We start from the raw sequence: 25,076 nt of genomic DNA, 5'->3' as shown, positions 1-25,076 counted from the left end.
ATGGCGCTCGTTGCGGGCGTGGACAGCTCCACCCAGTCCTGCAAGGTGCTCGTGGTGGACGCGGATTCCGGCGAGATCGTTCGCCAGGGGTCCGCGTCCCACCCCGCCGGCACCGAGGTGCATCCGGATGCCTGGTGGTCCGCGTTCCAGGAGGCAGCGGCAGCCGCTGAGGGTCTCGACGACGTCGAGGCCCTGAGCGTCGGTGGCCAGCAGCACGGCATGGTGGTGCTGGACGCGGACGGCGAGGTGATCCGTCCCGCTCTGCTGTGGAACGACACTCGGTCCGCCGACGCCGCCGCTGCACTCCGCCTCGAGTTCGACCAGTGGGCGGAGGTGACAGGCAGCCTCCCGCTGGCCTCGTTCACCAATACGAAGCTCCGCTGGCTGGCCGACGCCGAACCCGAGGGCGCCGCCCGCGTGGCCGCCGTCGCCCTCCCCCACGACTGGCTCACCTGGAAGATCCGCGGGCACCGGGATCTGGGCGAGCTCGTCACCGACCGCTCCGACGCGTCGGGCACCGGCTACTTCGACTCGTACCGCAACGAGTACCGCCCTGATCTGCTCAGCCTGGCGCTTCGGCGTCCGGCCGACGACGTCGTGCTCCCCCGCGTCCTCGGCCCGTGGGAGTCCGTCGAGGGCCCCGGCTTCGTCGTCGGTCCGGGCTGCGGCGACAACGCCGGCGCTGCGCTGGGCCTCGGCATGTCGGCCGGCGAGGTGAGCGTCTCCCTGGGCACGTCGGGCGTGGTGGCCGCAGTGTCGGCCAACCCCGTCGTCGATCCCTCGGGGCAGGTCAACGTGTTCGCCGACGCCACCGGACAGTGGCTGCCGCTCACCGCGACCCTCAACGCTGCCCGCATCCTCGACGCCGCCCGCGAGATGCTCGGCGTCGACCACGAGGAACTGTCCAGGCTCGCGCTGCAGGCCGAGCCCGGCGCGGGCGGGCTCACGCTCGTCCCCTGGTTCGAGGGCGAGCGGACCCCCAACCTGCCCGGAGCCAAGGCGTCCCTTCTGGGGGCGACGCTCGGCAACTTCACGCGCGAGAACCTCGCCCGCGCCGCCGTCGAGGGGCTGCTGGCGCTCATGGCCACCGGCGTCGACGGCATCGCCCAGCTGGGCGTGGAGGTGACGCGGGTCAAGCTCATCGGCGGCGCGTCGAAGTCCCGCGCGGTCCGCGAGATCGCCCCGAGCGTGCTCGGTGTGCCCATCGACGTCCCCGCATCGGCGGAGTACGTGGCGCTCGGGGCTGCACGGCAGGCCGCTTCGGCGCTGCACGGCGGCCACGTGGACTGGGCGCCCCGGGGAGTCGAGAGCTACGAGGCGGACCCCCGCCCCGAGGTCCTGGCCCGCTACCGCGACCTCTCCGACCGCCTGATCTCCGGGATGGGCTGGGCCTGACGAAGGCAGAGTATGGGCTGCGACGGCGAACCCGCCGTGGCAGCCCTTATCACATGGCTGGTCCATCACCCAAGAAATGACACAACTTGGTTACAAAGTCGGACTGTCGCTAGGCAGCCGTCGCTCGAAGGAGTAGACATTTGCCGACTGCACATGTCGGCCTTCGAGCCGCTGAACAGAACAGGACATCCCTATGCGCAGAGCCTCACGCTTGCTCGCTGCATCGGCCGTCGGCCTGAGCCTCCTGCTCACCGCCTGCGGATCCGATAGCGACCCGGCCGATCCGACCAGCACGACTGACTCGTCCGTGACCGCCACCGACGGCGCCACGACCGACCCCGCCACCGACGGCGCTGCTGCCGCCGGCGGCGAGATCGTCATCCGCGGCTGCACCCCCGAGAACCCGCTGGTTCCGGGCAACACCTCCGAGACCTGTGGCGGCGACATGGTGGACGCCATGACCGCCAAGCTCGTCGAGTACAACACGGAGACCTCCGAGCCAGAGATGGACATCGCCGAGTCGATCGAGTCCGACGACAACGTCACCTTCACCGTGAAGCTGAAGGAGGGCTACCTCTTCCATGACGGCACCGAGGTCAAGGCCCACAACTTCGTGGATGCCTGGAACTACACCGCCGCCTACGAGAACGGCCAGGCGGGCGCCTACTTCATGAGCGTCTTCAAGGGCGCATACGAGATGGCTGAGGAGGGCTCCACCACCACCGAGCTCGAGGGCCTGAGCGTCGTCGACGACTACACCTTCACCATCGAGACCACCGGCCCGGTCGGCAACCTGCCCGTCCGCCTCGGCTACTCGGCCTTCGCCCCGCTGCCCGACGCCTTCTTCGAGGATCCGGCCGCCTTCGAGGACGCCCCCATCGGCGCTGGACCGTTCAAGTTCGACTCCCAGTCGACCACCGAGTACGTCTTCACCAAGTTCGAGGACTACTCCGGCGAGAACGCCGCCAACGTGGACAAGCTGACCTTCCGCATCTACACCGATCCGGCAGCTGCCTACGCCGACGTCGTGGCCAACAACCTCGACTACACCAACGAGATCCCCGCCGACGTGCTCGTCGGTGAGCAGTACAAGGCCGATCTCCCGGATCGCAACCTGTCCCGCGAGTCGATGCGCTTCACCACCATGGTGTTCTCGCCCAACGACCCGCAGCTTGCGGACAACCTCGACCTGCGTCGCGCCATCTCCATGGCCATCGACCGCCAGCTGATCATCGACCAGATCTACAACGGCACCTACACCGCCGCCCACGGCTGGGCACCCAGCATCGTGTCCGGCGCTACGGACTCCGCCTGTGGCGAATGGTGTGACTTCGATCCCGAGGCAGCCAAGGCCCTCTACGACGAGGCCGGCGGGTACGACGGCACCCTGACCATCACCACCAACGGTGACGGCGCCCACAAGGAGTGGACCGAGGCCACCTGCAACTCGATCAAGAACACCCTCGGCGTCGAGTGCATCGTGAACCTCACCGTCGACTTCGCCACCTACAACGAGCAGATCGACAACAACGAGATCATGGGCCTGTTCCGCTCCGGCTGGCAGGGCGACTACCCGTCGCTCGAGAACTTCCTCGCCCCGATCTACGGCACCGGCGCCGACTCCAACTGGTCGCAGTACAGCAACCCGGCATTCGACGCGAAGCTGGCTGAGGCCAACGCCGCCGACACCACCGAGGCCGCTGACGCGCTCTACGCCGAGGCCGAGCAGATGCTCGGCGAGGATCTGCCCACCGCGCCGCTGTGGTACCCGCGCACGATCGTCGGCTACTCCGACCGCGTCGAGAACGTCCAGATCAACGCCTTCGGCGTGCTGGACTTCAGCGCGATCAGCGTGAAGCAGTGATCCGCTAACCAGCGCAAGCGCACCCTGTTGTGGCCGGTCGCCGAGCAATCGGCGGCCGGCCGCATCACTTCCCCTAGAGTTCAACCACTGACAACCTTCGAAAGCGGCGCCGATGGGTACATACGTACTGAGACGAGTGCTGCAGATGATCCCCGTGATCTTCGGCACCACATTCCTCATCTACTGGATGGTCTTCTCCCTCGGCGACCCGACCGTCGGCCGGTGCGGCGAACGCCCGTGCCCCGAGGCGTACGTGGCCCGGATCTACCAGGAGTACAACCTCGACAAGCCCCTTCCTGAGCAGTACGTGCGCTACATGGCCAAGGTGGCGCAGGGCGATCTGGGCACGAGCTTCAACGGCAACGAGGTCTCCGAGCAACTCGGCGACCGGTGGCCCGTCACCCTCCGACTCGCCACGATCGCCATCATGTTCGAGGCGTTGATCGGCATCGCGGCGGGCCTGCTGGCGGGGCTCAAACGACGAAGTTTTTGGGACTCGCTGGTCTTCGTCAGCACCCTGGTGATCATCTCGATCCCGTCCTTCGTCCTGGGTTCCGTGGCCCAGATGGTGTTCGGCGTCCAACTGAGCTGGTTCCCCGTCACCGCCACGCAGGGCACCTGGGGACAGCTGCTGCTCCCAGGGTTCGTGCTCGGCTCCCTGTCGATGGCCTACATTGCCCGCCTCACCCGTAACTCCCTCTCCGAGAACCTGTCGGCCGACTACGTGCGCACGGCCAAGGCCAAGGGACTGTCGTCCGGGCGCGTCGTCGGCGTGCACACCTTCCGCAACTCGCTGATCCCCGTGGTCACCTTCATCGGCGCCGACTTCGGAGCGCTGATGGGCGGCGCCCTCGTCACGGAACGGATCTTCAACATCCCCGGCATCGGCGGCTACATCTTCCACTCGATCACGACGAAGGACGCCACCGCAGTGGTCGGCACCATCACGATGCTGGTGCTGATCTTCCTGCTGATGAACCTGATCGTCGACCTGCTCTACGGAGCCCTTGACCCGAGGATCGCTCATGAGTGACCCCAACCTGACCCGCAACCAGCGCTCCGACCTCGTCGACCACGAGATGCCGAACGACGAGCTCGACGCCATCGAGCACCACGCGGTCAACCAGGACGCCCGCTCGCTGGGCCGCGACGCGTGGGAGGACCTGCGCAGCCGCCCAACCTTCTGGATCTCCTCGTTCCTCATTCTGGTCATGGTTCTGATGGCGGCCTTCCCCGACCTCTTCACGTTCTTCGCGCCGGCGCAGGACCCCGCCTATGCGCAGCTGATCAACGCGCGACAACCACCGTCGTCGGAGGCGTGGTTCGGGTACGACACCCAGGGCTACGACATCTACTCGCGCACCATCCACGGCGCCCGCGCCTCGATCCTCGTGGGCATCCTGACCACGCTCGGCACGATCCTGATCGGCGGCACCATCGGCCTGCTGGCCGGCTTCTACGGGGGCTGGCTCGACTCCCTGCTCTCGCGCGTCGGTGAGGTCTTCTGGTCCATCCCGCTGCTGCTCGGTGGCGTGCTGTTCATGACCAGCTTCCCGTCCAACGTCGAGACGCCCTACATGGTGGTGGTCGGCAAGGTCGTGTTGGTGCTCACCATCCTCGGCTGGCCGCGCATCGCCCGCATCATGCGCTCTGCAGTGCTCCAGGTGAAGTCGCTTGACTACGTGCAGTCGGCCCGAGCGCTCGGCGCCAGCCCGCTGCGCATCATCCTCAACCACGTGCTGCCCAACGCGTTCACCCCCGTGATCGTGGTGGCCACCATCGACCTCGGCGCCTACATCGCCACCGAGGCCACCCTGTCCTTCCTCGGCATCGGCCTCCAGCCCCCGACGATCTCCTGGGGCATCGCCATCTCCGACGCGTCCGCACTCGGCATGCTTCGGGCGGCACCCCACATGCTGCTGTTCCCGTCGATCTTCCTGTCACTGACGGTGCTGGCGTTCATCATGCTGGGCGACACGATCCGCGACGCGTTCGACCCGAAGGGACGGTGACCGATGGCCAAGCAAGCCGCAGCCAACTTCATCGAGGTTGAGCGCTGGACCGCAGAGAGCGGACCGCTGCTGGACGTCCGCGACCTGACCGTCGAGTTCCGCACCCGCGAAGGCGTGGCCAAGGCAATCAACGGGGCCAGCTTCACGCTTGACCGCGGCGAGTCCCTCGCCATCCTGGGCGAGTCAGGGTCCGGCAAGTCCGTGACCGCGCAGGCGATCATGGGCATCCTCGACTCCCCTCCCGGCTTCGTCACCGGCGGCGAGGTCATGTTCCGTGGCGTCGACCTGCTGAAGCTTCCCGAGGACAAGCGCCGCCAGGTGCGCGGCCGTCGCATCTCGATGATCTTCCAGGACGCGCTCAGCGCGCTGAACCCGGTGTTCACCGTGGGCTGGCAGATCGCCGAAATGTTCCGGATCCACAAGGGAATGAACCGTTCGGACGCACGCGATGCTGCCGTCCAACTCATGGAGCGGGTCAACATACCCGCCGCCAGGGAGCGCGCCGGCAACTTCCCGCACCAGTTCTCGGGTGGCATGCGCCAGCGCATCATGATCGCGATGGCCATCGCCCTGGACCCGGAGATCCTCATCGCCGACGAGCCCACCACGGCCCTTGACGTCACCGTGCAGGCCCAGATCATGGACCTGCTCCGCGAACTCCAGGCCGAGACGGGCATGGGGCTCATCCTCATCACCCACGACCTCGGCGTGGTGGCCGACGTCGCCGACCGGATCAACGTGATGTACGCCGGCCGGATGGTGGAAAAGGCCGATGTGCTGGACCTCTACTCAAACCCGGCCCACCCGTACACCGAGGGCCTGCTCGAGTCGATACCCCGCCTCGACCAGACCACGGGCGACCTGCAGGCCATCGGCGGCCTCCCGCCGAACCTCACCAAGATCCCCCCGGGCTGCGCCTTCAACCCGCGCTGCCGCTACGCGCGCGACATCTGCAAGGTGGATCCGGTGCCGCCGGTGATCGATCTGGGCAACGGCCGCACGAGCGCCTGCCACTTCACCCGCGAACTGCTGGCGGGGTCGCTCACCCCCACCGTCTCGAGCACGGAGGTCACCGATGAGTGAAGACATCATCCTCAGGGGAACTGACCTGAAGAAGCACTACCCCATCAAGAAGGGCGTGCTGCGCCGCACCGTCGGCCACGTCAAAGCCGTCGATGGCGTCTCCTTCGAGCTCCGCCGGGGCGAGACCCTCGGCGTCGTCGGCGAGTCCGGCTGTGGCAAGTCCACGCTCGGCCGCCTGCTGGTCCAGCTCGAGGAGCCCACCGAGGGCTTCGTCGAGATGGAGGGCCGCCAGATCAAGGCGGGTGCCGAGATGCGCAGGGCGCGTCGCGATATCCAGATCGTGTTCCAGGACCCGTACACGTCGCTCAATCCGCGGATGACGGTGGGTGACATCATCGCCGAGCCGCTCCGCATTCACAAGGATGAGCTGGACCTCAAGGGCGGCGAGCGCCGTCGCGTCCAGGAGCTCCTCGACCAGGTAGGCCTCAACCCGGAACACATCAACCGCTACCCGCACCAGTTCTCCGGCGGCCAGCGCCAGCGCATCGGCATCGCCCGTGGCATCGCGCTGAACCCCAAGGTGCTGGTGTGTGACGAGCCGGTCTCGGCGCTCGACGTGTCCGTGCAGGCGCAGGTGGTGAACCTGTTCGAGCGGCTGCAGCGGGAGCTGGGGCTGAGCTACGTGTTCATCGCCCACGACCTTGCGGTGGTGCGCCACATCTCGCACCGCGTCGCGGTGATGTACCTCGGCCAAATGGTCGAGGTGGGTGAGAAGGATCAGATCTACGGCTCACCCATGCACCCTTACACCCAGGCGCTGATGTCGGCGGCCCCCGTGCCGGATCCCGTGCAGCAGGCCAAGCGCGAGCGCATCGTGCTCGTCGGCGACGTGCCCTCGCCGGCGAACCCACCGTCCGGCTGCCGCTTCCACACGCGCTGCTGGAAGGCCCAGGAGATCTGCGCCACCAAGACTCCCCTGTTGGAGATCAAGGGCGAGGGCGCGGACGCCCATCCCGCTGCCTGCCACTTCGCCGAACCGATGGCCGAGGTGGTCCACGCCTAACCAGCTATTTAGTTGTTCGGTAGAGTTTAATTGGGTCCCCGACGGCACCGTCGACTACCGCACCTTCCGCTTCCCCGGCGGCGAGGAGGACGTGCGCATCCGCGGCCTGCACCCAATGTCGGGCCGCCGCCTCGACCTGTGGCGCCTGCGCGAGTTCGACCTCACCCGCCTGCCCGCCCCCGAGGAGGTGCTGCTGCTCGAGTGCGTGGCCAAGTCCAACCCGGACGACCGCCGCCTCGTCGCGATGGCGCAGGTGCGCCAGCTCGCCGTCGTGCGCGACGACGAGGGCAAGCTCCTGGCCCTCCCCCACGCCGAGCGCGCCGTCGCCAACTGCCTCGAGGCCATCCGCCGTACCCGCTCCGCACGCGGCTCGGCCGGCAGCAAGCTCGACATGAACCACGTCTGGGTGCACGTCTGGCCGGTCATCGACCTCGACCTCGAGGACATCGTCCCGCTCCAGAACAAGATCACCCCCCTCTCCGACGGCGCCGGCATCGAGGAGGTCCTGTGCCAGGGCCGCTTCCGTCGCGGCGAGACCGTCGTGCCTCTGTCGGTGCGCTTCCACGCCCAGCCGGGCGCCGGCGTGACCGCGTCGGTGACCCCGCCGCCGTCGGAACCGCTGAAGCCGCTCGACGACTACACGGGCAAGGTCATGCGCGCCCGCCGCCGTGGGCTGGTCTACCCGTACGAGCTGTCCGAGGCGCTGGCCGGCGACGGCGGCTCCACCGTCGAGCTCGACCTCGACGCGAACGGCCGCCTGGTGCCCGTGGATCGGGAGCCGGGTCGCAACAAGGCCGGCATCATCTGCGCCAAGGTCACCACCCCCACTCCGCTGCACCCCGAGGGCGTCACGCGCGTCGTCCTCTCCGGCGATCCGACGAAGGGGCTCGGCGCCGTCGCGGAGGCCGAGTGCTCCCGCGTCATCGCCGCCATCGACCTCGCCGAGGAACTGGGCGTGCCCGTCGAGTGGTACACGCTGAGCTCGGGCGCGCGGATCTCCATGGAGTCCGGCACCGAGAACATGGACTGGGTGGCCGCGGCGCTGCGTCGGATCATCGAGTTCACGCAGAAGGGCGGCGAGATCAACGTCGTCGTCGCGGGCATCAACGTCGGCGCCCAGCCGTACTGGAACGCCGAGGCCACGATGCTCATGCACACCAAGGGCATCCTCGTCATGACGCCGGACTCGGCCATGGTGCTGACGGGCAAGCAGTCGCTGGACTTTTCCGGCGGCGTGTCCGCGGAGGACAACTACGGCATTGGCGGCTACGACCGCGTCATGGGCCCCAACGGTCAGGCGCAGTACTGGGCGCCCAACCTGGGCTCCGCGATGGGCATCCTGCTGGGCCACTACGACCGCACCTACGTCGCGCCGGGCGAGGACGGTCCCCGACACGCCCCGACGGCGGACCCGTCCGACCGCGACGTCTCGGACTTCCCACACCACGCGGCCGGCTCCGACTTCTCGACGGTGGGCCAGATCTTCTCCGCCGAGCACAACCCGGACCGGAAGAAGGCCTTCGACATCCGCACCGTCATCGCGGCGGTGTGCGATCAGGACCACCCGAGGGTCGAGCGCTGGGCCGGCATGGCCGACGCCGAAACCGCCGTCGTCATCGACGCGCGCATCGGCGGCCACTCGGTGAGCGTGCTCGGCATCGAGTCGCAGCCGGTGGTCCGCGCGGGCTTCCCGCCCACCGACGGACCGGACACCTTCACCGCCGGCACGCTGTTCCCGCGCTCGTCGAAGAAGGCCGCGCGCGCCATCAACGCTGCGTCGGGCAACCGCCCGCTCGTGGTGCTGGCCAACCTGTCTGGGTTCGACGGGTCGCCTGAGTCGATGCGCAACCTGCAGCTCGAGTACGGCGCCGAGATCGGCCGGGCCATCGTCAACTTCGACGGCCCCATCGTCTTCGTCGTCATCTCGCGTTACCACGGCGGCGCGTTCGTCGTGTTCTCCAAGACGCTCAACGAGAACATGACGGTGCTCGCCATCGAGGGCTCGTTCGCCTCGGTCATCGGCGGCGCCCCGGCGGCGGCGGTGGTCTTCGCCGGCGACGTCGCGAAGCGGACCGGCGCGGACCCCCGCGTCGCGGACCTGGAAGCTCAGCTGCGCGCGTCCTCCCCTGCGGACCGGGCCGAGCTGCAGTTGGCCCTGGCCGACGCGAAGGCGGCGGTGCGCGCGGAGAAGATCTCCGAGGTCGCGGCCGAGTTCGACGGCGTGCACAACATCCACCGCGCGGTGGAGGTCGGCTCGGTCGACCGGGTGATCTCGACGGCGGAGCTGCGCCCGTCGATCATCGAGACGATCGAGGCGTATCGGGCCTGACGTCGCGGTCCGCACGCCGTCCACCCCCACTGTCCAGCCGGCCTCGTCGAGGAGGGCACGCGCACGATCAGGGTCGTAGACCAGGTCGTCCTTCAGCTCGGGGCGGTGGCCCGGAGTCGCCGGGGAGAGGTTGCCGCTCGCCTGCTGGTAGACCCCGAAGTACAGGGCCTCGACGATGGTCGCGACGTTGACCGAGCTGACGAACGCCTCACGGACCAAGGGGTCAGCGAACAAACGCTGCTGGTTGAAGTAGAGCTGGTAGGGCGACCCGGACTGCGCCACGGCGTGGAACTCGAGCGATGGATCGGCCTCGGTGCGCTCGGCTTCGGTCTGCGGGACTGCGCCCAGCGCTTGGATGCGATCCGATCGCAGGGACCCGAGGCGCACCGTCGGGTCGGGCATGATCTGGTACCGAAGCTTGGACAGGTAGGCCGGCCCCCCCGCCCCTCCCAAGGCCTGACGCCAACCTTCAACTCTGTTGACCTGCCGATTCCGGAGGCACCAGCCCTACAGGGCTGGCGCTCTCCAGAACGGCAGGCGGATCGGGTCGACGGTTGACGTGAATTCGTGGGCCTAGATGACCTGCTCGAGTTCGCCCACGCGCAGCGACCGCACGAAGGCGACGCCGAACGCCAGCACGGGGATCGCCAGGAGCGCCCCGAGGATGCCCGAGATGATCGCGCCCGCAGTGATGCCCAACAGAACCGCCAGCGGGTGCAGGTCCACGGCCTTGCCCATGACGAGCGGCTGCAGGAACGTGCTCTCGAGCTGCATCACCAGGATGACCGCGCCCAGCATGATCAGCGCGCTCACCCACCCATGGGTGACGAGCGCCAGCATGACCGCCACCGCGCCGGCCAACGTCGCACCCACGATCGGGATGAAGGATAGGAAGAACGTCAGCGCGAACAGTGCCGCGACCAACGGCACGCGCAGGATCAGCGCGGCGAGCGCGACGCCGGCCGCATCGACGGCGGCGACGATCACCGCGGAGCGCATGTACGCCACCAGAGACGTCCAGCCGCGCAGCGCGGCCCGGTCCACCGAGGCCCGGTAGTGGCGCGGGAGGAGCACCTCGACGGCGCCTGTGAAGATCCGACGTCCCTGATAGGCGAAGAAGAAGGCCGCGACCAGCGCCGTCGCGAGGCCCGCGAAGAAGTTGCCGAACGCGGCGCCCACCGAGGCCGCCGCCCCGGCGAGCGCGGAGGACTGGCCCTGTAGCCATGCCGTGCCCTGGGCGATCCAGTCGTTCAGGCGATCCTGATCGATGCCGAACGGGAGGGTGGCCAGCCACGCGACCAGCGCCTGGAAGCCCTCGCGCGACTGCACCAGCAGCGCCGGCCACTCCGCCGCGACCTGCGTGCCGACGAACGTCAACAGGCCGCCGACCACGACGACGAGCAGCAGCAGCGACACGATCGCGACCAGCGCGGGCGGCCAGCCCCACCGTCGCAGCAGCGTCACAACCGGGTACAACATGGCGGCGAGCAGGATGGCGATGCCCACCGGAACCGTGATCTGCGAGAAGTACGCGAGCACCTGGAAGATCGCCACGACGGCCACGCCGAGCAGGAGGAGCCGCCATGCGTAGCCGGCGGCCACGGTGAGGCCGCGCGGGATCTCGGGCTCGAGGTCGGCGCGCTTGTCCTCCTCCGGCGCCTGAGGCACCTGGACGATGACCGGCTGCACGGGGGGCGGTGGCGTCGGTCCGAAGACTCGGCGCAGCGCTGGGATCAAGGACACGGTGGACTCCTTCCGGCGGCCACAGCCTATCCGCCGGGCGCCTCACCGCCGGCGTCCGGCCCACGACGCGCATCCTGCGGGCGGGCCATCCGTGACACGCGAGTGACCTAGGCTGGGTCAATGGCGATGACGGCGAGCACCACCTCCAACTACTCACAGCCACGGGAACGCGTCTTCAACTGGTTCTTGGCACGGGGTGCGTCGGTGCGGATGTCACCGCCCGGGAGCATGGAGGTGATCTCCGGCAACCCAGACACGACGGTCGTGGACGAGGAGGTCGTGGTCAAGAGCAGCCACCCTCTGCTCGGCGTGCTCCCCGGCGCGAAGATGTTGCCGATGGGCAAGGTCAAGCTGCGCCTCACCGGCTTGGACCCGACGCTCCAATGGCGGGGCGTCGTTCCGTGCCGTCATCCACGAAGGGGAAGTCGCCCATGTATCCATTCCCTCAGGACGGCCCCGTCGCTGATCCGGGCCTCCGTCACCGCCGCGCGCACACAGAGGTGGTCATCCGGGACGCTGCTGGCGACCCGATGGCCAGCGCCGAGGTGACCGTGCGCCACGTGGGTCACGAGTTCGGCTTCGGAGCATCCGCGTTCGAGTTCATCCCGCTGGCCACCGGCGCGCTCGAGGGGGACGATCGCGAGCTGTACGAGCGGGTGTCCGACCTGTGGCTCGAGGTGTTCAACGCCGGGACGCTGCCGTTCTACTGGGGCCAGTTCGAGGCCGAGCGTGGCCGGACCGCGACGGAGGCGCTGACGGCGACCGCCCGCTGGCTGCGCGACCGGGGCGTCACCCTCAAGGGTCACCCGCTGGTCTGGCATACCCTGACCGCGCCGTGGTTGGACGAGCTCACCGTTCCCGAGGTCGAGGCCGCCCAGCGCGAACGGATCCGTCGGGAGGTCGCCGAGTTCGCCGGGCTCATCGACACCTGGGACGCCATCAACGAAGTGGTGATCATGCCCCACTTCGACAAGTACCCCAACGGCATCACCCGGCTCAGCCGCGAGCTGGGGCGCATCGAGACAGTGCGGCTGGCCTTCGACGAGGCGCGCTCGGCCAACCCGAACGCAACACTCCTCATCAACGACTTCGATCTCGGGTTCGGCTACGACGCCCTCCTCGAAGGGCTGCTGGCAGCCGGTGTCGAGATCGACGCCGTCGGGCTGCAGACGCACATGCACCAGGGCTACCGCGGCGAGGAGGAGACCCTCGAGATCATCGACCGGTTCGCCCGGTACGGACTGCCGATCCACTTCACCGAGACCACGCTCGTCTCGGGCCACCTGATGCCCGAGCACATCGTCGACCTCAACGACTACGTGGTGGACAGCTGGCCGAGCACCCCCGACGGCGAAGAACGCCAGGCCGACGAGCTCACCCGCCACGTCCGGACACTGTTCTCACACCCGTCGGTGAAGTCGTTCACGTACTGGAATGCGTGGGACCGCGACTCCTGGCTCGGAGCCCCCTCCGGCATCATCCACGCCGACGGGACCCCCAAGCCCGCGTTCGAGGCGCTGCGCAGGCTCGTGACAGAGGAATGGCACACGCCCGAGCAGACGCTGCGCACGGACGATCAGGGACGTATCCGCGTCGAGGGCTGGCGCGGCCGCTACGAGGCGACCGCCGCCGGCCGTACGACGCAGTTCACCCTCGCCCCCTGAGCAGCGACGAGCGCTCTGCGCGAAGAGCGTCCGCCGAAGGGCGGTCCCTGAGCAGCTCGCGAGGAACGAGCGAGCGTCCGTCGAAGGGTAACGGCCTTGTCGCCTCCCGCCGCCCCCAACCACCAGGGCGGCGACCACACTCACGGCCGTAACCCTTCGACAAGCTCAGGGGGCTCAGGGGGCGGACAGCAGGTCGATCGGCGTCATGGGGCGATCCTCACGGCGGGCCGCGACGAACTCAAGCACCGTCTCGTACCAGAGCTTCGCGTGCTGCGGCGTGAGGATCCAGTGGTTCTCGTCCGGGAAGTACAGGAACCGGTGCGGCAGGTCCGCGGGGTCACCGTCGTGGTTACTGACCAGCGCCCACCAGAGCGCCAGACCTTCGCCGATCGGCACCCGGTAGTCCTTGTCGCCGTGGATGACCAGCATCGGAGTGACGATCTGCTCGGCGAACTGGTGGGGAGAGTAGGCCCGCATCATCTCCGGCGACATCTCGCGGCTCCAGTACCAGGGGGCATCAGTGGTGGGCCCGAAGCTGGTGAGGTTCCACAGCGACGCGTGGCTGACGATCGCCTTGAAGCGGCCGGTCTGCGTGGCGATCCAGTTGGCCATGTAGCCACCGAAGGATCCGCCCATCATCACGGTCGAATCGTCGCGGATGTCGTCGCGGGCCTCGACGGCGTCGGTGAGCGCCATGACGTCGGTGAACGGCTCCGCCCCCCACCGTCCCCAGCCCCGCTGGATGAAGCTCTGTCCGTAACCGGTGGAGAGCGCTGGATCGGGCAACAGCACCGCCTGGCCGCGGGACGCCAGGAGCCAGGGACACCAGCGCCACGACCACGCGTTCCACGAGTTGAGCGGACCACCGTGCACCCACAGCGTGAGCTCGGCCGGCTGCTTCGCGGAGGTGCCCTCGGGCAACACCAGCCAGCCCGCGACCCTCGTCCCGTCGGAGGCGGCGGTCTCGACGCGTTCCAGGCGGCCGGGCACCTCGGGGTACTCGACCGGTGACGGCAGCACGACCGTGGCACCGGACGCTGCATCGATCGCGACGACCTCGCCCGGGTGCGCGTAGGAGGTGCGCAGCGCATAGAGCCGGGAGCCGTCGGGGCTCCGCACCACCGACGAGTGCGCGCCGTCGCCCGTCAGCCGCCGCACGTCGCCGCTGGCCACGTCGACGGCGAACACGGGGCACGCGCCATCCTCGTCGGCCAGCGCGTAGACCGTGCTGCCGTCCGGGGAGAACGCCACGGGAGACGGCCACCGGTCCCAGTCCTCCGCCAGCGGGCGACCGTGCCCGGAGGCCACGTCGATGATCCACAGGGTCGGCCGGGGGGCGCGTTCGGCCGTCGAGCGGGCGGAACGCACGCACACCAGGGTCCGCGAATCGTCGCTGAACACGGGGCTGCCGAACTCGTAGCCGGGATCCACCGCGACCGTGCGCCGCTGACCGCTCGCCACGTCGATCAACTCCAGCTGGGTCGTCGTCTCGCCGCGCGATCCGGCGACCCCCCACTCGACGGCGAGGCTCCGCCCATCGCGCGAGAGGGTAGCTCCCCGCACCGCGCGGCCGACGTCGCCGGTCAGGTCCCGCAGGTCCTCGAGCGTGCGCTCGCCCTCGGTGCCGCCGAGGCTCGCCACCTTGAGACGGGTCGACTCGGGGCCGAGGTCGTGGTCCCAGTACCGCACGGGATGGCCGGAGTGCAGGATCGCATTGATCTTCTTCTTTGTCCGCTTCTCCCGCAGCTCGGCGTCGGCCTCTTCGCCGTCGACCCCGGCGTGCATGAGGACACCCACGACCACCGTGTCGCTCTCAGGGCTGGTGAGCACGTCACCCCAGCCGCCATCGCGGCGCGCCAGCACGTACGCCTCCCCACCTCCGGCGGGCAGGCACCACAGAGCCGTGGTGCTCTTCTTGGGCGGTTCCTCCCCCGAAGCGGGGACGTCGCGCTTCGAGGTGAACAGCAGCGACCCATCGGGCAGGAAGCCGGAGGCCGCCTCGCCCTCCACGGAGCGCGTGTAGCGGGAGGTGGCGCGCTCGCCGTGAGCTGGCTGCACAACAGCCATTACGCCCAATCAACTGGTGCAGTCGTCTTCTGAAAATGACATTTGGTATCTCTCATAAACGGATGTTTTTGAGAGAACTATCTTCGGCCTTCACACGCACGAAAGGCGGCGAAGCTCCGCCGTTAATCCGTCCGCCGGAGATCTCGCCCAGGCAGGCTGAAGGCCGAGCAAGCCTGACAGGCCCGAAAAGCCCGGCACGGGCGTCGGCGGCGATGACGGCGGCGGCATTATCCAGGGTTGATGATGGAAGTGGAGGATATCGACAACCTCTCGCGCAACCAAGACATCGCGGTCGGACTGCAAGTGATCTTGAAGCCACGGGCCCGTCCCACCCCGACATGGACCTCGATGCCCGAACGGACGTTAGATTTCGAGTTCTAGGCGTTCTGCGATGAAGGTTGGATCCCAGCCGGGATTGAAAGTGTCGACGTGGGTGAATCCGAGCCGCTCGTATAGGCCACGCAGGTTCGGGTGGCAGTCGAGCCGCAGCTTGGCGCACCCCTGCGTTCGCGCGGCATGGCGGCAAGCCTCGATCAGCGCGGAGCTGACACCCCGGCCCGCATGTGTCCGTCGCACCGCGAGCTTGTGCAGATATGCGGCCTCCCCCTTGAGGGCGTCGGGCCAGAACTCGGGATCCTCGGCCGACAAGGTGCAACAGCCGACGATGCCGTCGCTGCAACTCGCGACTAGGAGCTCGGATCTCAGGACGAAGGTCTCCGCGAATGTCCGGTCGATCCGCGCGACGTCCCAGGCGGGCGTTCCCTTGGCGGACATCCACGCCGCAGCGTCGTGCATCAGCCGCACAACCTCGTCGATATCACCCGAGCAGGCGACCCGAACGTTCGGAGGCTCCTCGCTGTCCATTCGCTCCCCTGGCGCGGTATGAACCGCCGCCTCATAGTGCAGTTTGATCCTGACGAGCCCAGCATGTCTGCGCCCACCTTCGCGGAACCTGACCAGGGTCCGCTAGCGGGCGGCCGGAAGGTGAATGCTAGGCATGATCTAACCCTCGGTCTCTGGCGTCGCGACTGCGAAATTTCGCGAGGGTTTCCGAGATGGTGATTGCGCTTCGCAGATCTCCAGGCGCGTGGGTGCGGACGTAGTCAGCGCCATTGCCGATCGCGTGAAGTTCCGCCGCAAGGCTCGCTGGACCCAGATCCTTTACAGGAAGGCCAACGGTGGCGCCCAAGAAGGATTTCCGCGACACCGAGACCAATAGCGGAAGCCCCAACGCCGACTTCAGCTTTTGAAGGTTCGACAGCACGTGCAGCGATGTTTCCGGTGCGGGGCTCAAGAAAAATCCCATCCCCGGATCGAGGATGAGCCGGTCGGCAGCGACCCCGCTCCGTCGCAAGGCGGAAACCCGCGCCTCGAAGAACCGCACAATCTCGTCGAGCGCGTCTTCGGGTCGAAGGTGACCGGTGCGGGTGGCGATGCCATCCCGCTGCGCTGAGTGCATAACCACCAGCCTGCAGTCCGCCTCAGCAATATCGGGATAGAGCGCAGGGTCAGGAAATCCTTGGATATCGTTCAGGTAGCCCACGCCGCGCTTGAGCGCATAGCGCTGGGTTTCCGGTTGGAAGCTGTCGATTGAAACACGGTGCATCTGATCGGACAGGGCGTCTAAGAGCGGCGCAATACGTCTGATCTCATCGGCCGGCGATACAGGCCTCGCGTCCGGATGGCTGGCGGCCGGTCCGACATCCACGACGTCTGATCCGACTCGCAGCATTTCGATCGCCGCGGTGACAGCGCCGGCGGGGTCTAGCCGCCGGCTCTCATCGAAGAAGGAGTCCTCGGTGAGATTCAGAATGCCGAACACCGTCACCCTGCTGCGTAACATCGTTGCTGCTCCATAACATCAAACATCGACCCACGGCGTAACGCGCTTGCTGCTTGGATGCCCGAGGCATAGACTGTACAAAAAAACAGTCATAACAAGCCATGAAAACCGCCACTGCGCCGTTACCACCGCTGCGTTCGGTCAAGGTTCTGGACCAGTTGCGTGAGCGCATACGCTACTTGCATTACAGTTTACGAACCGAACAGGCTTATGTCCACTGGGTTCGTGCCTTCATCCGTTTCCACGGTGTGCGTCACCCGGCAACCTTGGGCAGCAGCGAAGTCGAGGCATTTCTGTCCTGGCTGGCGAACGAGCGCAAGGTTTCGGTCTCCACGCATCGTCAGGCATTGGCGGCCTTGCTGTTCTTCTACGGCAAGGTGCTGTGCACGGATCTGCCCTGGCTTCAGGAGATCGGAAGACCTCGGCCGTCGCGGCGCTTGCCGGTGGTGCTGACCCCGGATGAAGTGGTTCGCATCCTCGGTTTTCTGGAAGGCGAGCATCGTTTGTTCGCCCAGCTTCTGTATGGAACGGGCATGCGGATCAGTGAGGGTTTGCAACTGCGGGTCAAGGATCTGGATTTCGATCACGGCACGATCATCGTGCGGGAGGGCAAGGGCTCCAAGGATCGGGCCTTGATGTTACCCGAGAGCTTGGCACCCAGCCTGCGCGAGCAGCTGTCGCGTGCACGGGCATGGTGGCTGAAGGACCAGGCCGAGGGCCGCAGCGGCGTTGCGCTTCCCGACGCCCTTGAGCGGAAGTATCCGCGCGCCGGGCATTCCTGGCCGTGGTTCTGGGTTTTTGCGCAGCACACGCATTCGACCGATCCACGGAGCGGTGTCGTGCGTCGCCATCACATGTATGACCAGACCTTTCAGCGCGCCTTCAAACGTGCCGTAGAACAAGCAGGCATCACGAAGCCCGCCGGTCAAGTCCAGTGGAGTGGTGTAGCGGTTCCTTCGTCTAGGCGGTGAGGGCGAGGGGTTCGGTCACCTCCTCAACGGCGTTGGTGATGGTGCTGAGTCGGCATCGTGCGAGGACGTCGAGGCCGAGGTAGCGGCGCCCTTCTGCCCACTCATCGGTCTGCTCGGCCAAGACAGCGCCGACGAGGCGGATGATCGCTTCCCGGTTGCGGAAAGTCCTCCCTGCGTCCGCTGATGGCCGGCAGCAGCCCGTCGTTGCCTGATGGATCCAACCCCTCCGCTGCTATAGTGCAGTCGGCTTCTGACGTTCAGTGCAGCCGTCTTCTGAAAACGACACCACCCTGCCCTTTCCCTGGCGTTTTTTGTCGCGTGTTTTAGTTGCATGAAATAGAATACTTGCGACTAGAACCGGAGACATTACGCCATGAAAGACAAGAGCGCCGCCGCTGGCCTGCTGCTGGGATATGCCCGCGTCAGCACCGACGACCAGGACTTGACCAACCAACGCGCCGAGCTGCACGCCGCAGGCTGCACGCGCATCTTTGCCGAGAAGATCACCGGCACCAGGCGCGACAGGCCCGAGCTGGCCCGCGTGCTCGATCACTTGCGCCCTGGCGATGTTGTGACTGTGACCAGGCTTGACCGCCTGGCCCGCAGCACCCGCGACCTGCTGGACATTGCCGAGCGTATCCAGGCGGTCGGCGCGGGTTTGCGCAGCCTGGCCGAGCCGTGGGCCGACACCACCACCCCGGCCGGCCGCATGGTTCTGACCGTGTTTGCCGGCATCGCCGAGTTCGAGCGTTCCCTAATCATCGACCGCACCAGGAACGGCCGGGAAGCGGCCAAGGCCCGAGGCGTGAAGTTCGGCCCGCGCCCTACCCTCACCCCGGCGCAGATCGAGCACGCCCGCGAGCTGATCGACCGTGACGGCCGGACGGTGAAGGAAGCGGCCGAGCTGCTGGCCGTGCATCGTTCGACCCTTTACCGGGCGCTGGCGCGTGGCGAGGAAGTGACAAAGACCGAGGCCCGCCGACGTGGTGCGTTCGCCGAGGACGCATTGAGCGAAGCCGACGCCCTGGCGGCCGTCGATGATGAACGCCAGGAAGAAGGCCCCGCGTTCCTCGATGGCGACGGCCCGGCCGCCGACCTGCCGCCGCCGCCGTATCGAACGCAGAGCCTGCCGCAAATCCTGGCGGCCCTCCCCGATGACGAGCTGGCGAGCTGAACACGATGGTTTACGGGCAGACAGTCGAGCTGCGCGCCGATCCTACCCAGGACGACACCGACCGCTACGGCCGACTGCTGCGCCACGTCTACATCGACGGGCAGAGCGCAGCCGTCGTGCTGCTCGAAGCAGGAGCCGCGCACGAGTACACCTACGATGCGCCCTACATCGGCCAGGCCGAGCACCGCGACGCTGAGCACACAGCGCAGGCCGACGCGCTGGGAATGTGGGGGAGCTGCACCGGATAATCCGCCGAAACCATAGACACAACTAGACCTATTAGGTACAATAGACCTATAAACCCCATAACCCCGAAATCAAACCGAGAGGAAACATCATGACCAGCTACATCAACTTCACCGGGAACCTGGCCAAGGCGCCCGAGCTGCGCACTGACAAGAACGGCCGCCCCTACACCTTTGCCCGCGTGATCCGCACGGATCGCGTGAACAAGGGCGGCGAGTTCGAGGACGGCGGCACCGAGGGCTACGACGTTGCAGTCTGGGGAGCCGACGCCGAGGCGCTGTGCGACCTGGCTGAGCGTTGCGGGAACGTGCGTGTGAACGTCGCGGGCGAAGAGGTGCTGGACACCTACACGAACGACGAGGGAGTGACCCGCACCGTGCGCAAGGTGAACGATGCAGAAATCACCGTGAGCCTGCGCGGCCAGACCGTCACCGTCGAGCGCCGTAACTAGGCTGCCGAGATAGTGGGCTGCCAGAGCGCAGCCCACTATCTGCCCCCAATAGGGGTATTAGTACCATTAGACCTGAAAGAAGGGCACCATGATTCTCGCGTACTGCAACCAGAAAGGCGGAGTGGGGAAGTCCACCACCGTCTACCACCACGCCCGCGCCGCGATCCTCGACGGACAGCGCGTGCTCGTGATCGACGCCGACCCGCAGGGCAACATCACCAGCGTTCTCACCGAAGACATGCAAGAGGGCGACGTTGGAGTGGCCGACGCACTCAGCAGCCGCAGCAGCGACACCCTGGCCGACGTGCTCGTGCCCGGTATCTGGGAAGGCCTCACGGTCGCGCCGACCGTGGGCGACAACCTGGCCGACGTGCGCAACGAACTCGTTATCTCATCGGAGCCAGGCCGCGAATCGCGGCTGCGCGCGCAGCTCGCCGCGATCCAGACCGAATATGACCTGGTGCTCATCGACTGTGGCCCCGCTATCGACCCGTTGACGATCAGCGCACTCACGGCAGCCGACGCCGTCGTGATCGTCTCACAGTCGAAGCTGTGGAGCGTCAACGGCCTGGCGAAGCTGATGAACACCGTGAGCCTGGTGCGCGAGCACTACAACCCGCGGCTCACAGTCGCCGGACTCGTGCTCAACGCCCACGAAGCGCACACACTCGCCGGAGGCCACTGGGCCGACGAGCTGACGGCAGCCGCCGAAGCTGCGCAGCTCCCGATTCTCACCCCACCCGTACCGAAGCGGCAGGCAATCGCAGATGCCACCGAAACGGCCCGAGGCCTAGACGAGGGCGACGCGCAGGCGCGCGAGCTTGCCGCGATCTACGCCGCACACATTGACCAGCTCAAGAAGGGAACTGCTCATGTCTAAGAAACCCGAACGCCGACGCTCGCAGCTCAGCGGCCTGTCGCCCGTAGCGCCGACGAGCGGCCGCGTCGAGCCAGAGAAGCCGGCCCCTGAGAGTGCAGCACCCGCAGCGGCCGCGCCCGCTGCGCCAAAGCGCACCGTGGCGGCCGCCAGCTCGAAGCCTGGCACCCGCACGAAGATGGGCTATTACGCCGCACCAGAGGACAGCGAACGCATCCGCGCAGCGTTCATCGCAGCGAGGAACGCAGGGCGGCCGTATCGGTCACTCTCTGACTTCCAGCTCGAAGCGATCCTTGACCAGGTAGTGCGGCTCGAAGCCGAACTGAACGGCGGCCGACCGTTCGAGGGCGCACCCGCGCACAGCCTGTCACCCGGCCGCCCGATGGAGTAGGGGAGTAACCACAATGGCAATCAACGAGGAACAGCGGCAGCTCGAAATCGCCGCCGAGGTCGAAGAGCTGGCGCGCACGCTCGCGCACTCAACTCGAGCTGTACCGCACCCGATCGACTCATACCGACTGCTCGGTGAGCTGGGCGCAACCATCGACCATTTGGCGCAGGTGATCGACCAGCTCGGCAAGTGGCACAGCCGCACCGAGGACGGCACGCACTACAACGGCGAAGACGGCGACGGCACCGGCAGCGCCCATGCGGCCGCTGACGAGCTGACAACCGCAGCAAACATGCTCAGGCTCGCATCGAGCCACGTTGGCCGGGCACACAGCCATAACGGCGTCGTGCGTTGGTATCAGGAGCCGCAGGAGAGCTGATGAGCGCGCTACAGATCATCTACTACGTCGGGATCGTCGTAGGCATCGCCATGTTCGTTGCATCATGGCTGATCCGCCGTAAGCAGATCACCGAAGGCCCGCTGGCCCGAGCTGAGAAACCGTTGATGCTCGGGGGAGCGGCCGTCACGTTAGCCTTCGCGCTGCTCGGCTTCGCCACGATATGAGGGGTCGTTTGCGGGAAGGGGCGGAATCCTACGCTAAGGCTTTGGCCAGCGATATTCTCCGGTGAGATTGATGTGTTCCCAGGGGATAGGAGAAGTCGCTTGATATCTAGTATGACGTCTGTCGCACCTGCTTGATCGCGGCCGCGATAGCTAGATCGCGTTGCTCCTCTTCTCCATCCGCGTTCCAAGCTGCGGAAAGGCACCCATAAGCGTACGCCTGGTCGAGCAGGCGACGCGGATCGACGTCCAGCGCACGAGAGAATGCGTCCGCCATCTGTGCAATGCGTCTAGGATCGAGACAAAGGTCGTCTCTGTCAGCCGGATCGTAGAACATATTGGCGGCGCCAAAGCCCACTTCACCGACCAGACCGACGGGATCTATCACCAGCCAGCCGCGACTGGAGAACATGATGTTTTCATGATGCAGATCGCCATGTAGCCCACGCAGTTCCGAGGCATTGCTCATCATTTGATCGGCTATAATCGCCGCGTGGACGTAGTCAGTTTGACAACCTGCGTTTTGATCATCGCGCGCCCGCTGAAACAAAGCTGCAAAGCGATCCCGGATCGGGAGAAGGGCAGAAGGCAGGGGTTCCTCAGATGCGGCATACAGCTTCGCCATTAGTTCCGCTGCAATTTCGGTCGCCTGGTAGTCGCCGTGCTCGGCAACGATGTGAGAGAGCATTCGCTCCCCGGCATATTCGAGCAACATCAGATTGTTCTCACGACCGAGCAACCGGACTGCTCCCCTCCCATTGCGCCATACCAGATAGTCGGCCCCGCGCAGTTCATCAGCAATGTCTTCTATAGGTTTCAATCCCTTGACGATTGCAGGAGTCCCGTCTGGCAATGAAACTTTCCAAACGAGGCTGGAAAAGGTGTCCGCAATGAGAACAGGTTGCGAAACGTGCCAATGAGCAGGAAAAACAGGCGGCATGAACATCAACCCCAAGTCAGAGGGTCCAATCGCAGATAGAAGGCAAGGCGTTCGCGGTCGGGGGCTTCGATCCCCAATACATTGAATAGGACAGCGAAGGCGCGCTCTGCTTCATCTGGCGCTGCCCAGTTCTCTTCGGCGTTAGCAATCATGAGTGCCAAATCGGCATAGCGATCTGCTGTTCCGAGCCGCCCAAGGTCGATCAGACCCGTGCATTGAAGAGTTTTAGGGTCCACCATGAAGTTCGGCATGCAGGGATCACCATGGCAAACAACCATATCGGTGCGCTCTTGGTCGAGCCGCACCGGTAGCTCTCGTTCGACACGAGCCAAAAGATCGAGCTGCGGCGTACTCTTGTCCTCGTCCGGTAAGAAGTCGGGATTGACGGCATTGCGGGACACCACATCAACGGCGCGTCCGAACATTCGCGACAGCCTGCGCTCAAACGGACATTGATCAACCGATAGGCTGTGAACAGCGCCAAGTTGCTGCCCCATTGACGGCCACGCTTTGAGCAAATCCGCTCCAGACAGATCAGCCGCCGGTACTCCCGGAATTGCCGTTATCACCAAGCATGCACCCTCCTGTTCCTCCTGCCAGTTGATGACCTCGGGGCAAGCCACACCTCGACCTTTGAGCCAAATGAGGCGGTCACGCTCTCCAGCGAGCTCACCGCGGCGGGAAGCAGGTGCGATTTTCGCGAAGGCATGCCCGTCACCACGTCGAAAAACAAAATCACCAGATTCTCCGCCTCTGACAGGCAACCAGTCAGAATGCGATTCACCAAAAAAAATATTAGTTCGATTCAATGGAGGTTCCTTCAGTTTTCTGATGAAGCGCGGAGGTGGCTCAACTTGCGAAAAGAAACGAGTTGCGACGTAAGTCCGAGAACATGCTTTCCATGGTCTCTGAGCTCGCCTTTGGGACCGACATATCGGTAGAGAGTGACGCGCTCGATGCCGAGTTCCTTGCAGAGATCGGAAACTGAAGTATCGCGCTGGGCCATGGCGGCTTGCGCGAGACGCACCTGAGCTTTGGTGAGCGCGAATTTTCGTCCGCCCTTGCGACCGCGCGCTCTCGCGGAGGCGAGACCCGCCATGGTGCGCTCTCGGATCAGATCCCGCTCGAACTCGGCCAAGGTGGCGAAGATTCCGAACACCATGCGACCGGACGCAGTCGTGGTGTCGATCTGAGCGCCCTTTCCAGTCAGAACCCGCAGGCCGATCTTGCGGTCTGACAGCTCCTTCACCGTGTTGACCAGATGGGCAAGCGATCGTCCGAGGCGATCGAGCTTCCAGACCACCAGCACATCGCCGTCACGCAATGACTTGAGGCAGGCAGTCAAGCCAGGGCGATCATCACGACCGCCGGAAGCAAGATCATCATAGATATTGTCCCGTTCGACACCTGCGGCGCGCAAGGTGTCGTGCTGCAGGTCGAGAGACTGCGAGCCATCGGCTTTGGAGACGCGGGCATATCCGATCAGCATGTATCACAAACGTTGGTTTGAGGCGGCGCTTCGGCCACGATTGCATTGACCTCTGGAAATGTATCTCAACCAGCTTCATAAACAAAGCGTCTTGAACGCTATCAGATTTTGAAAAAGGAACATGTATGCCGCGTCGCGTCACTCTAACCGATCGGCAGAAAGACGCGCTGTTGCGCTTGCCGACTTCACAGACGGATTTGCTCAAGCACTATACGCTGAGTGATGAAGACCTTGGGCATATCAGGCTGCGTCGGCGCGCTCACAACAGGTTCGGCTTCGCCCTGCAATTGTGTGTCCTGCGCTATCCCGGCCGGGTGCTGGCTCCAGGCGAACTGATCCCTGCAGAGGTCATCGAATTTATCGGAGCGCAGCTTGGCCTGGGTGCCGACGATCTCGTAGACTATGCTGCCCGCGAGGAAACACGGCACGAGCATCTTGCCGAGTTACGGGGGCTCTACGGCTTCCGCACCTTCTCCGGACGTGGTGCGAGCGAGCTGAAGGAATGGTTGTTCCGAGAAGCCGAGATGGCGGTGTCGAACGAGGATATCGCCCGTCGCTTCGTAGCCGAGTGCCGACGCACCCGCACTGTCCTTCCCGCGACATCCACGATCGAGCGGCTTTGTGCCGCGGCTCTCGTCGATGCCGAGCGACGCATCGAGACGAGGATCGCCATTCGTCTGCCTATGTCGATCCGAGAACAGTTGCTGGCATTGCTCGAGGAGACGGCTGATGATCGGGTGACCCGTTTTGTGTGGCTGCGCCAGTTCGAGCCTGGCTCGAACTCTTCGTCGGCCAACCGGCTGCTCGACCGGCTCGAATATCTGCAACGCGTCGATCTCCCCGAGGATCTGCTTGCCGGCGTTCCTGCCCATGTCATCGAGTCCGCGTCCTCGACGCCGTCGAAGTCCTTGTCGCGCTCGTCAATCTGGTCGTCGGTCATGATTCTCCTTCCGACATTGTCGCTGTGACAACG

22 protein-coding genes and 4 pseudogenes are annotated in these 25,076 nt (G+C 65.9%); 17 read left to right on the top strand and 9 right to left on the bottom strand.

Annotated elements, in window-relative coordinates:
* The 7 genes from xylB to RPIT_RS14585 all read left to right on the top strand — a co-directional run bounded on the left by xylB (window position 1) and on the right by RPIT_RS14585 (window position 9,686).
* The gene (gene xylB, locus RPIT_RS14615) at window positions 1-1,395 is read left to right on the top strand and encodes a xylulokinase (RefSeq protein ID WP_077344104.1); all 1,395 of its coding nucleotides are present in this window, start codon (window positions 1-3) and stop codon (window positions 1,393-1,395) included.
* Window positions 1,396-1,588: 193 nt separating this feature from the next.
* Window positions 1,589-3,259, top strand: coding sequence for a peptide ABC transporter substrate-binding protein (locus RPIT_RS14610; protein WP_077344103.1), 1,671 nt, complete (start codon window positions 1,589-1,591; stop codon window positions 3,257-3,259).
* Window positions 3,260-3,371: 112 nt separating this feature from the next.
* Window positions 3,372-4,292 (top strand): ABC transporter permease, encoded by a 921-nt coding sequence (locus RPIT_RS14605; protein WP_077344102.1) that lies wholly within the window; start codon window positions 3,372-3,374, stop codon window positions 4,290-4,292.
* Between the two features lie 46 nt (window positions 4,293-4,338).
* Window positions 4,339-5,271 (top strand): ABC transporter permease, encoded by a 933-nt coding sequence (locus RPIT_RS14600; RefSeq protein WP_093665029.1) that lies wholly within the window; start codon window positions 4,339-4,341, stop codon window positions 5,269-5,271.
* A 3-nt stretch (window positions 5,272-5,274) separates the two neighbouring features.
* Window positions 5,275-6,354: an ABC transporter ATP-binding protein gene (locus RPIT_RS14595; protein WP_077344100.1), complete on the top strand. Its 1,080-nt coding sequence runs from the start codon at window positions 5,275-5,277 to the stop codon at window positions 6,352-6,354.
* Window positions 6,347-7,357, top strand: a complete 1,011-nt coding sequence (locus tag RPIT_RS14590; RefSeq protein ID WP_077344099.1) for an ABC transporter ATP-binding protein — start codon at window positions 6,347-6,349, stop codon at window positions 7,355-7,357. The genes RPIT_RS14595 and RPIT_RS14590 overlap by 8 nt, the downstream gene beginning before the upstream one ends.
* Window positions 7,358-7,448: 91 nt before the next feature.
* Complete coding sequence (locus tag RPIT_RS14585; protein WP_237267835.1) at window positions 7,449-9,686, top strand: carboxyl transferase domain-containing protein; 2,238 nt, start codon at window positions 7,449-7,451, stop codon at window positions 9,684-9,686.
* 66 nt (window positions 9,687-9,752) lie between these two features.
* On the opposite strand, the pseudogene RPIT_RS16210 reads toward RPIT_RS14585, so the two are convergent.
* Together RPIT_RS16210 and RPIT_RS14575 are read right to left on the bottom strand one after the other, a co-directional pair.
* A pseudogene (locus tag RPIT_RS16210) lies at window positions 9,753-10,139 on the bottom strand (ABC transporter substrate-binding protein); the annotation flags it as partial.
* 120 nt (window positions 10,140-10,259) lie between these two features.
* Window positions 10,260-11,429 (bottom strand): AI-2E family transporter, encoded by a 1,170-nt coding sequence (locus tag RPIT_RS14575; protein WP_162274590.1) that lies wholly within the window; start codon window positions 11,427-11,429, stop codon window positions 10,260-10,262.
* 431 nt (window positions 11,430-11,860) lie between these two features.
* Between RPIT_RS14575 and RPIT_RS14565 the strand changes: the two genes are divergently transcribed.
* Entirely contained in the window at window positions 11,861-13,093 is a 1,233-nt protein-coding gene (locus RPIT_RS14565) for an endo-1,4-beta-xylanase (RefSeq protein WP_077344095.1), read from the top strand.
* Between the two features lie 174 nt (window positions 13,094-13,267).
* On the opposite strand, the gene RPIT_RS14560 is transcribed toward RPIT_RS14565, so the two are convergent.
* The 3 genes from RPIT_RS14560 to sul1 form a co-directional block, all read right to left on the bottom strand.
* Complete coding sequence (locus RPIT_RS14560) at window positions 13,268-15,160, bottom strand: alpha/beta fold hydrolase (RefSeq protein ID WP_077344094.1); 1,893 nt, start codon at window positions 15,158-15,160, stop codon at window positions 13,268-13,270.
* Between the two features lie 363 nt (window positions 15,161-15,523).
* A complete protein-coding gene (locus tag RPIT_RS14550) occupies window positions 15,524-16,024 on the bottom strand; it encodes a GNAT family N-acetyltransferase (RefSeq protein ID WP_000376623.1) in 501 nt (166 codons plus the stop codon).
* A 127-nt stretch (window positions 16,025-16,151) separates the two neighbouring features.
* A complete protein-coding gene (gene sul1 / locus RPIT_RS14540) occupies window positions 16,152-17,003 on the bottom strand; it encodes a sulfonamide-resistant dihydropteroate synthase Sul1 (protein ID WP_031966051.1) in 852 nt (283 codons plus the stop codon).
* Between the two features lie 101 nt (window positions 17,004-17,104).
* Here sul1 and intI1 point away from each other — a divergent pair.
* Window positions 17,105-17,926: pseudogene (gene intI1, locus RPIT_RS14530) on the top strand (class 1 integron integrase IntI1); the annotation flags it as partial.
* 37 nt (window positions 17,927-17,963) lie between these two features.
* On the opposite strand, the pseudogene RPIT_RS14525 reads toward intI1, so the two are convergent.
* Window positions 17,964-18,164 (bottom strand): annotated as a pseudogene (locus RPIT_RS14525) (IS256 family transposase); the annotation flags it as partial.
* A gap of 183 nt (window positions 18,165-18,347) precedes the next feature.
* On the opposite strand from RPIT_RS14525, the gene RPIT_RS14520 reads away from it, so the two are divergent.
* The 7 genes from RPIT_RS14520 (at window position 18,348) to RPIT_RS15285 (ending at window position 21,677) form a co-directional block, all read left to right on the top strand.
* Entirely contained in the window at window positions 18,348-19,148 is an 801-nt protein-coding gene (locus RPIT_RS14520) for a recombinase family protein (RefSeq protein WP_077344092.1), read from the top strand.
* A gap of 5 nt (window positions 19,149-19,153) precedes the next feature.
* On the top strand, window positions 19,154-19,396 hold the full coding sequence (locus tag RPIT_RS14515) for a thermonuclease family protein (RefSeq protein WP_077344091.1): 243 nt from the start codon (window positions 19,154-19,156) through the stop codon (window positions 19,394-19,396).
* Window positions 19,397-19,485: 89 nt separating this feature from the next.
* A complete protein-coding gene (locus RPIT_RS14510; protein WP_077344090.1) occupies window positions 19,486-19,845 on the top strand; it encodes a single-stranded DNA-binding protein in 360 nt (119 codons plus the stop codon).
* Window positions 19,846-19,933: 88 nt separating this feature from the next.
* Window positions 19,934-20,725 carry a ParA family protein gene (locus RPIT_RS14505; protein ID WP_064846209.1) on the top strand — a complete coding sequence of 264 codons (792 nt, stop codon included), beginning with the start codon at window positions 19,934-19,936 and terminating at the stop codon, window positions 20,723-20,725.
* Window positions 20,718-21,113, top strand: coding sequence for a ParB family protein (locus tag RPIT_RS15145; protein WP_143028277.1), 396 nt, complete (start codon window positions 20,718-20,720; stop codon window positions 21,111-21,113). Before RPIT_RS14505 ends, RPIT_RS15145 begins: the two co-directional genes overlap by 8 nt.
* A gap of 13 nt (window positions 21,114-21,126) precedes the next feature.
* Entirely contained in the window at window positions 21,127-21,492 is a 366-nt protein-coding gene (locus RPIT_RS14495; RefSeq protein ID WP_064846210.1) for a hypothetical protein, read from the top strand.
* A complete protein-coding gene (locus tag RPIT_RS15285) occupies window positions 21,492-21,677 on the top strand; it encodes a hypothetical protein (protein ID WP_064846211.1) in 186 nt (61 codons plus the stop codon). The genes RPIT_RS14495 and RPIT_RS15285 overlap by 1 nt, the downstream gene beginning before the upstream one ends.
* A 106-nt stretch (window positions 21,678-21,783) precedes the next feature.
* Here RPIT_RS15285 and RPIT_RS14480 read toward each other — a convergent pair whose 3' ends face one another.
* Genes RPIT_RS14480 through RPIT_RS14470 form a run of 3 tightly spaced genes read right to left on the bottom strand, consistent with a single transcriptional unit; the run spans window position 21,784 to window position 24,103 of the window.
* A complete protein-coding gene (locus RPIT_RS14480; RefSeq protein ID WP_000480968.1) occupies window positions 21,784-22,620 on the bottom strand; it encodes an aminoglycoside O-phosphotransferase APH(6)-Id in 837 nt (278 codons plus the stop codon).
* A complete protein-coding gene (aph(3'')-Ib, locus tag RPIT_RS14475) occupies window positions 22,620-23,423 on the bottom strand; it encodes an aminoglycoside O-phosphotransferase APH(3'')-Ib (RefSeq protein WP_001082319.1) in 804 nt (267 codons plus the stop codon). Before aph(3'')-Ib ends, RPIT_RS14480 begins: the two co-directional genes overlap by 1 nt.
* An 11-nt stretch (window positions 23,424-23,434) precedes the next feature.
* Window positions 23,435-24,103 carry a recombinase family protein gene (locus RPIT_RS14470; RefSeq protein ID WP_023434504.1) on the bottom strand — a complete coding sequence of 223 codons (669 nt, stop codon included), beginning with the start codon at window positions 24,101-24,103 and terminating at the stop codon, window positions 23,435-23,437.
* A 125-nt stretch (window positions 24,104-24,228) separates the two neighbouring features.
* Between RPIT_RS14470 and RPIT_RS14465 the strand changes: the two are divergent.
* Window positions 24,229-24,981, top strand: a pseudogene (locus tag RPIT_RS14465) (DUF4158 domain-containing protein); the annotation flags it as partial.
* Between the last annotated feature and the right edge of the window lie 95 nt (window positions 24,982-25,076).

Origin of the sequence: Tessaracoccus flavus (genome assembly GCF_001997295.1) — a bacterium.
Lineage (GTDB): Bacteria > Actinomycetota > Actinomycetes > Propionibacteriales > Propionibacteriaceae > Arachnia > Arachnia flava.
This window is presented reverse-complemented; position numbering and strand designations above follow the sequence as displayed.

What these genes read in the sequence shown, in the direction of transcription:
- RPIT_RS14605 (WP_077344102.1), top strand. Translation starts at nt 3,372, where the DNA reads ATGGGTACATACGTACTGAGACGAGTGCTGCAGATGATCCCCGTGATC.
- RPIT_RS14600 (WP_093665029.1), top strand. Translation starts at nt 4,339, where the DNA reads ATGCCGAACGACGAGCTCGACGCCATCGAGCACCACGCGGTCAACCAG.
- RPIT_RS14560 (WP_077344094.1), bottom strand. Translation starts at nt 15,160, where the DNA reads ATGGCTGTTGTGCAGCCAGCTCACGGCGAGCGCGCCACCTCCCGCTAC.
- RPIT_RS14550 (WP_000376623.1), bottom strand. Translation starts at nt 16,024, where the DNA reads ATGGACAGCGAGGAGCCTCCGAACGTTCGGGTCGCCTGCTCGGGTGAT.
- RPIT_RS14515 (WP_077344091.1), top strand. Translation starts at nt 19,154, where the DNA reads ATGGTTTACGGGCAGACAGTCGAGCTGCGCGCCGATCCTACCCAGGAC.
- RPIT_RS14505 (WP_064846209.1), top strand. Translation starts at nt 19,934, where the DNA reads ATGATTCTCGCGTACTGCAACCAGAAAGGCGGAGTGGGGAAGTCCACC.
- RPIT_RS15285 (WP_064846211.1), top strand. Translation starts at nt 21,492, where the DNA reads ATGAGCGCGCTACAGATCATCTACTACGTCGGGATCGTCGTAGGCATC.
- RPIT_RS14470 (WP_023434504.1), bottom strand. Translation starts at nt 24,103, where the DNA reads ATGCTGATCGGATATGCCCGCGTCTCCAAAGCCGATGGCTCGCAGTCT.
- sul1 (WP_031966051.1), bottom strand. Translation starts at nt 17,003, where the DNA reads ATGTTACGCAGCAGGGTGACGGTGTTCGGCATTCTGAATCTCACCGAG.
- RPIT_RS14595 (WP_077344100.1), top strand. Translation starts at nt 5,275, where the DNA reads ATGGCCAAGCAAGCCGCAGCCAACTTCATCGAGGTTGAGCGCTGGACC.
- RPIT_RS14495 (WP_064846210.1), top strand. Translation starts at nt 21,127, where the DNA reads ATGGCAATCAACGAGGAACAGCGGCAGCTCGAAATCGCCGCCGAGGTC.
- RPIT_RS14610 (WP_077344103.1), top strand. Translation starts at nt 1,589, where the DNA reads ATGCGCAGAGCCTCACGCTTGCTCGCTGCATCGGCCGTCGGCCTGAGC.
- RPIT_RS15145 (WP_143028277.1), top strand. Translation starts at nt 20,718, where the DNA reads ATGTCTAAGAAACCCGAACGCCGACGCTCGCAGCTCAGCGGCCTGTCG.
- RPIT_RS14520 (WP_077344092.1), top strand. Translation starts at nt 18,348, where the DNA reads ATGAAAGACAAGAGCGCCGCCGCTGGCCTGCTGCTGGGATATGCCCGC.
- xylB (WP_077344104.1), top strand. Translation starts at nt 1, where the DNA reads ATGGCGCTCGTTGCGGGCGTGGACAGCTCCACCCAGTCCTGCAAGGTG.
- RPIT_RS14510 (WP_077344090.1), top strand. Translation starts at nt 19,486, where the DNA reads ATGACCAGCTACATCAACTTCACCGGGAACCTGGCCAAGGCGCCCGAG.
- RPIT_RS14590 (WP_077344099.1), top strand. Translation starts at nt 6,347, where the DNA reads ATGAGTGAAGACATCATCCTCAGGGGAACTGACCTGAAGAAGCACTAC.
- RPIT_RS14480 (WP_000480968.1), bottom strand. Translation starts at nt 22,620, where the DNA reads ATGTTCATGCCGCCTGTTTTTCCTGCTCATTGGCACGTTTCGCAACCT.
- RPIT_RS14565 (WP_077344095.1), top strand. Translation starts at nt 11,861, where the DNA reads ATGTATCCATTCCCTCAGGACGGCCCCGTCGCTGATCCGGGCCTCCGT.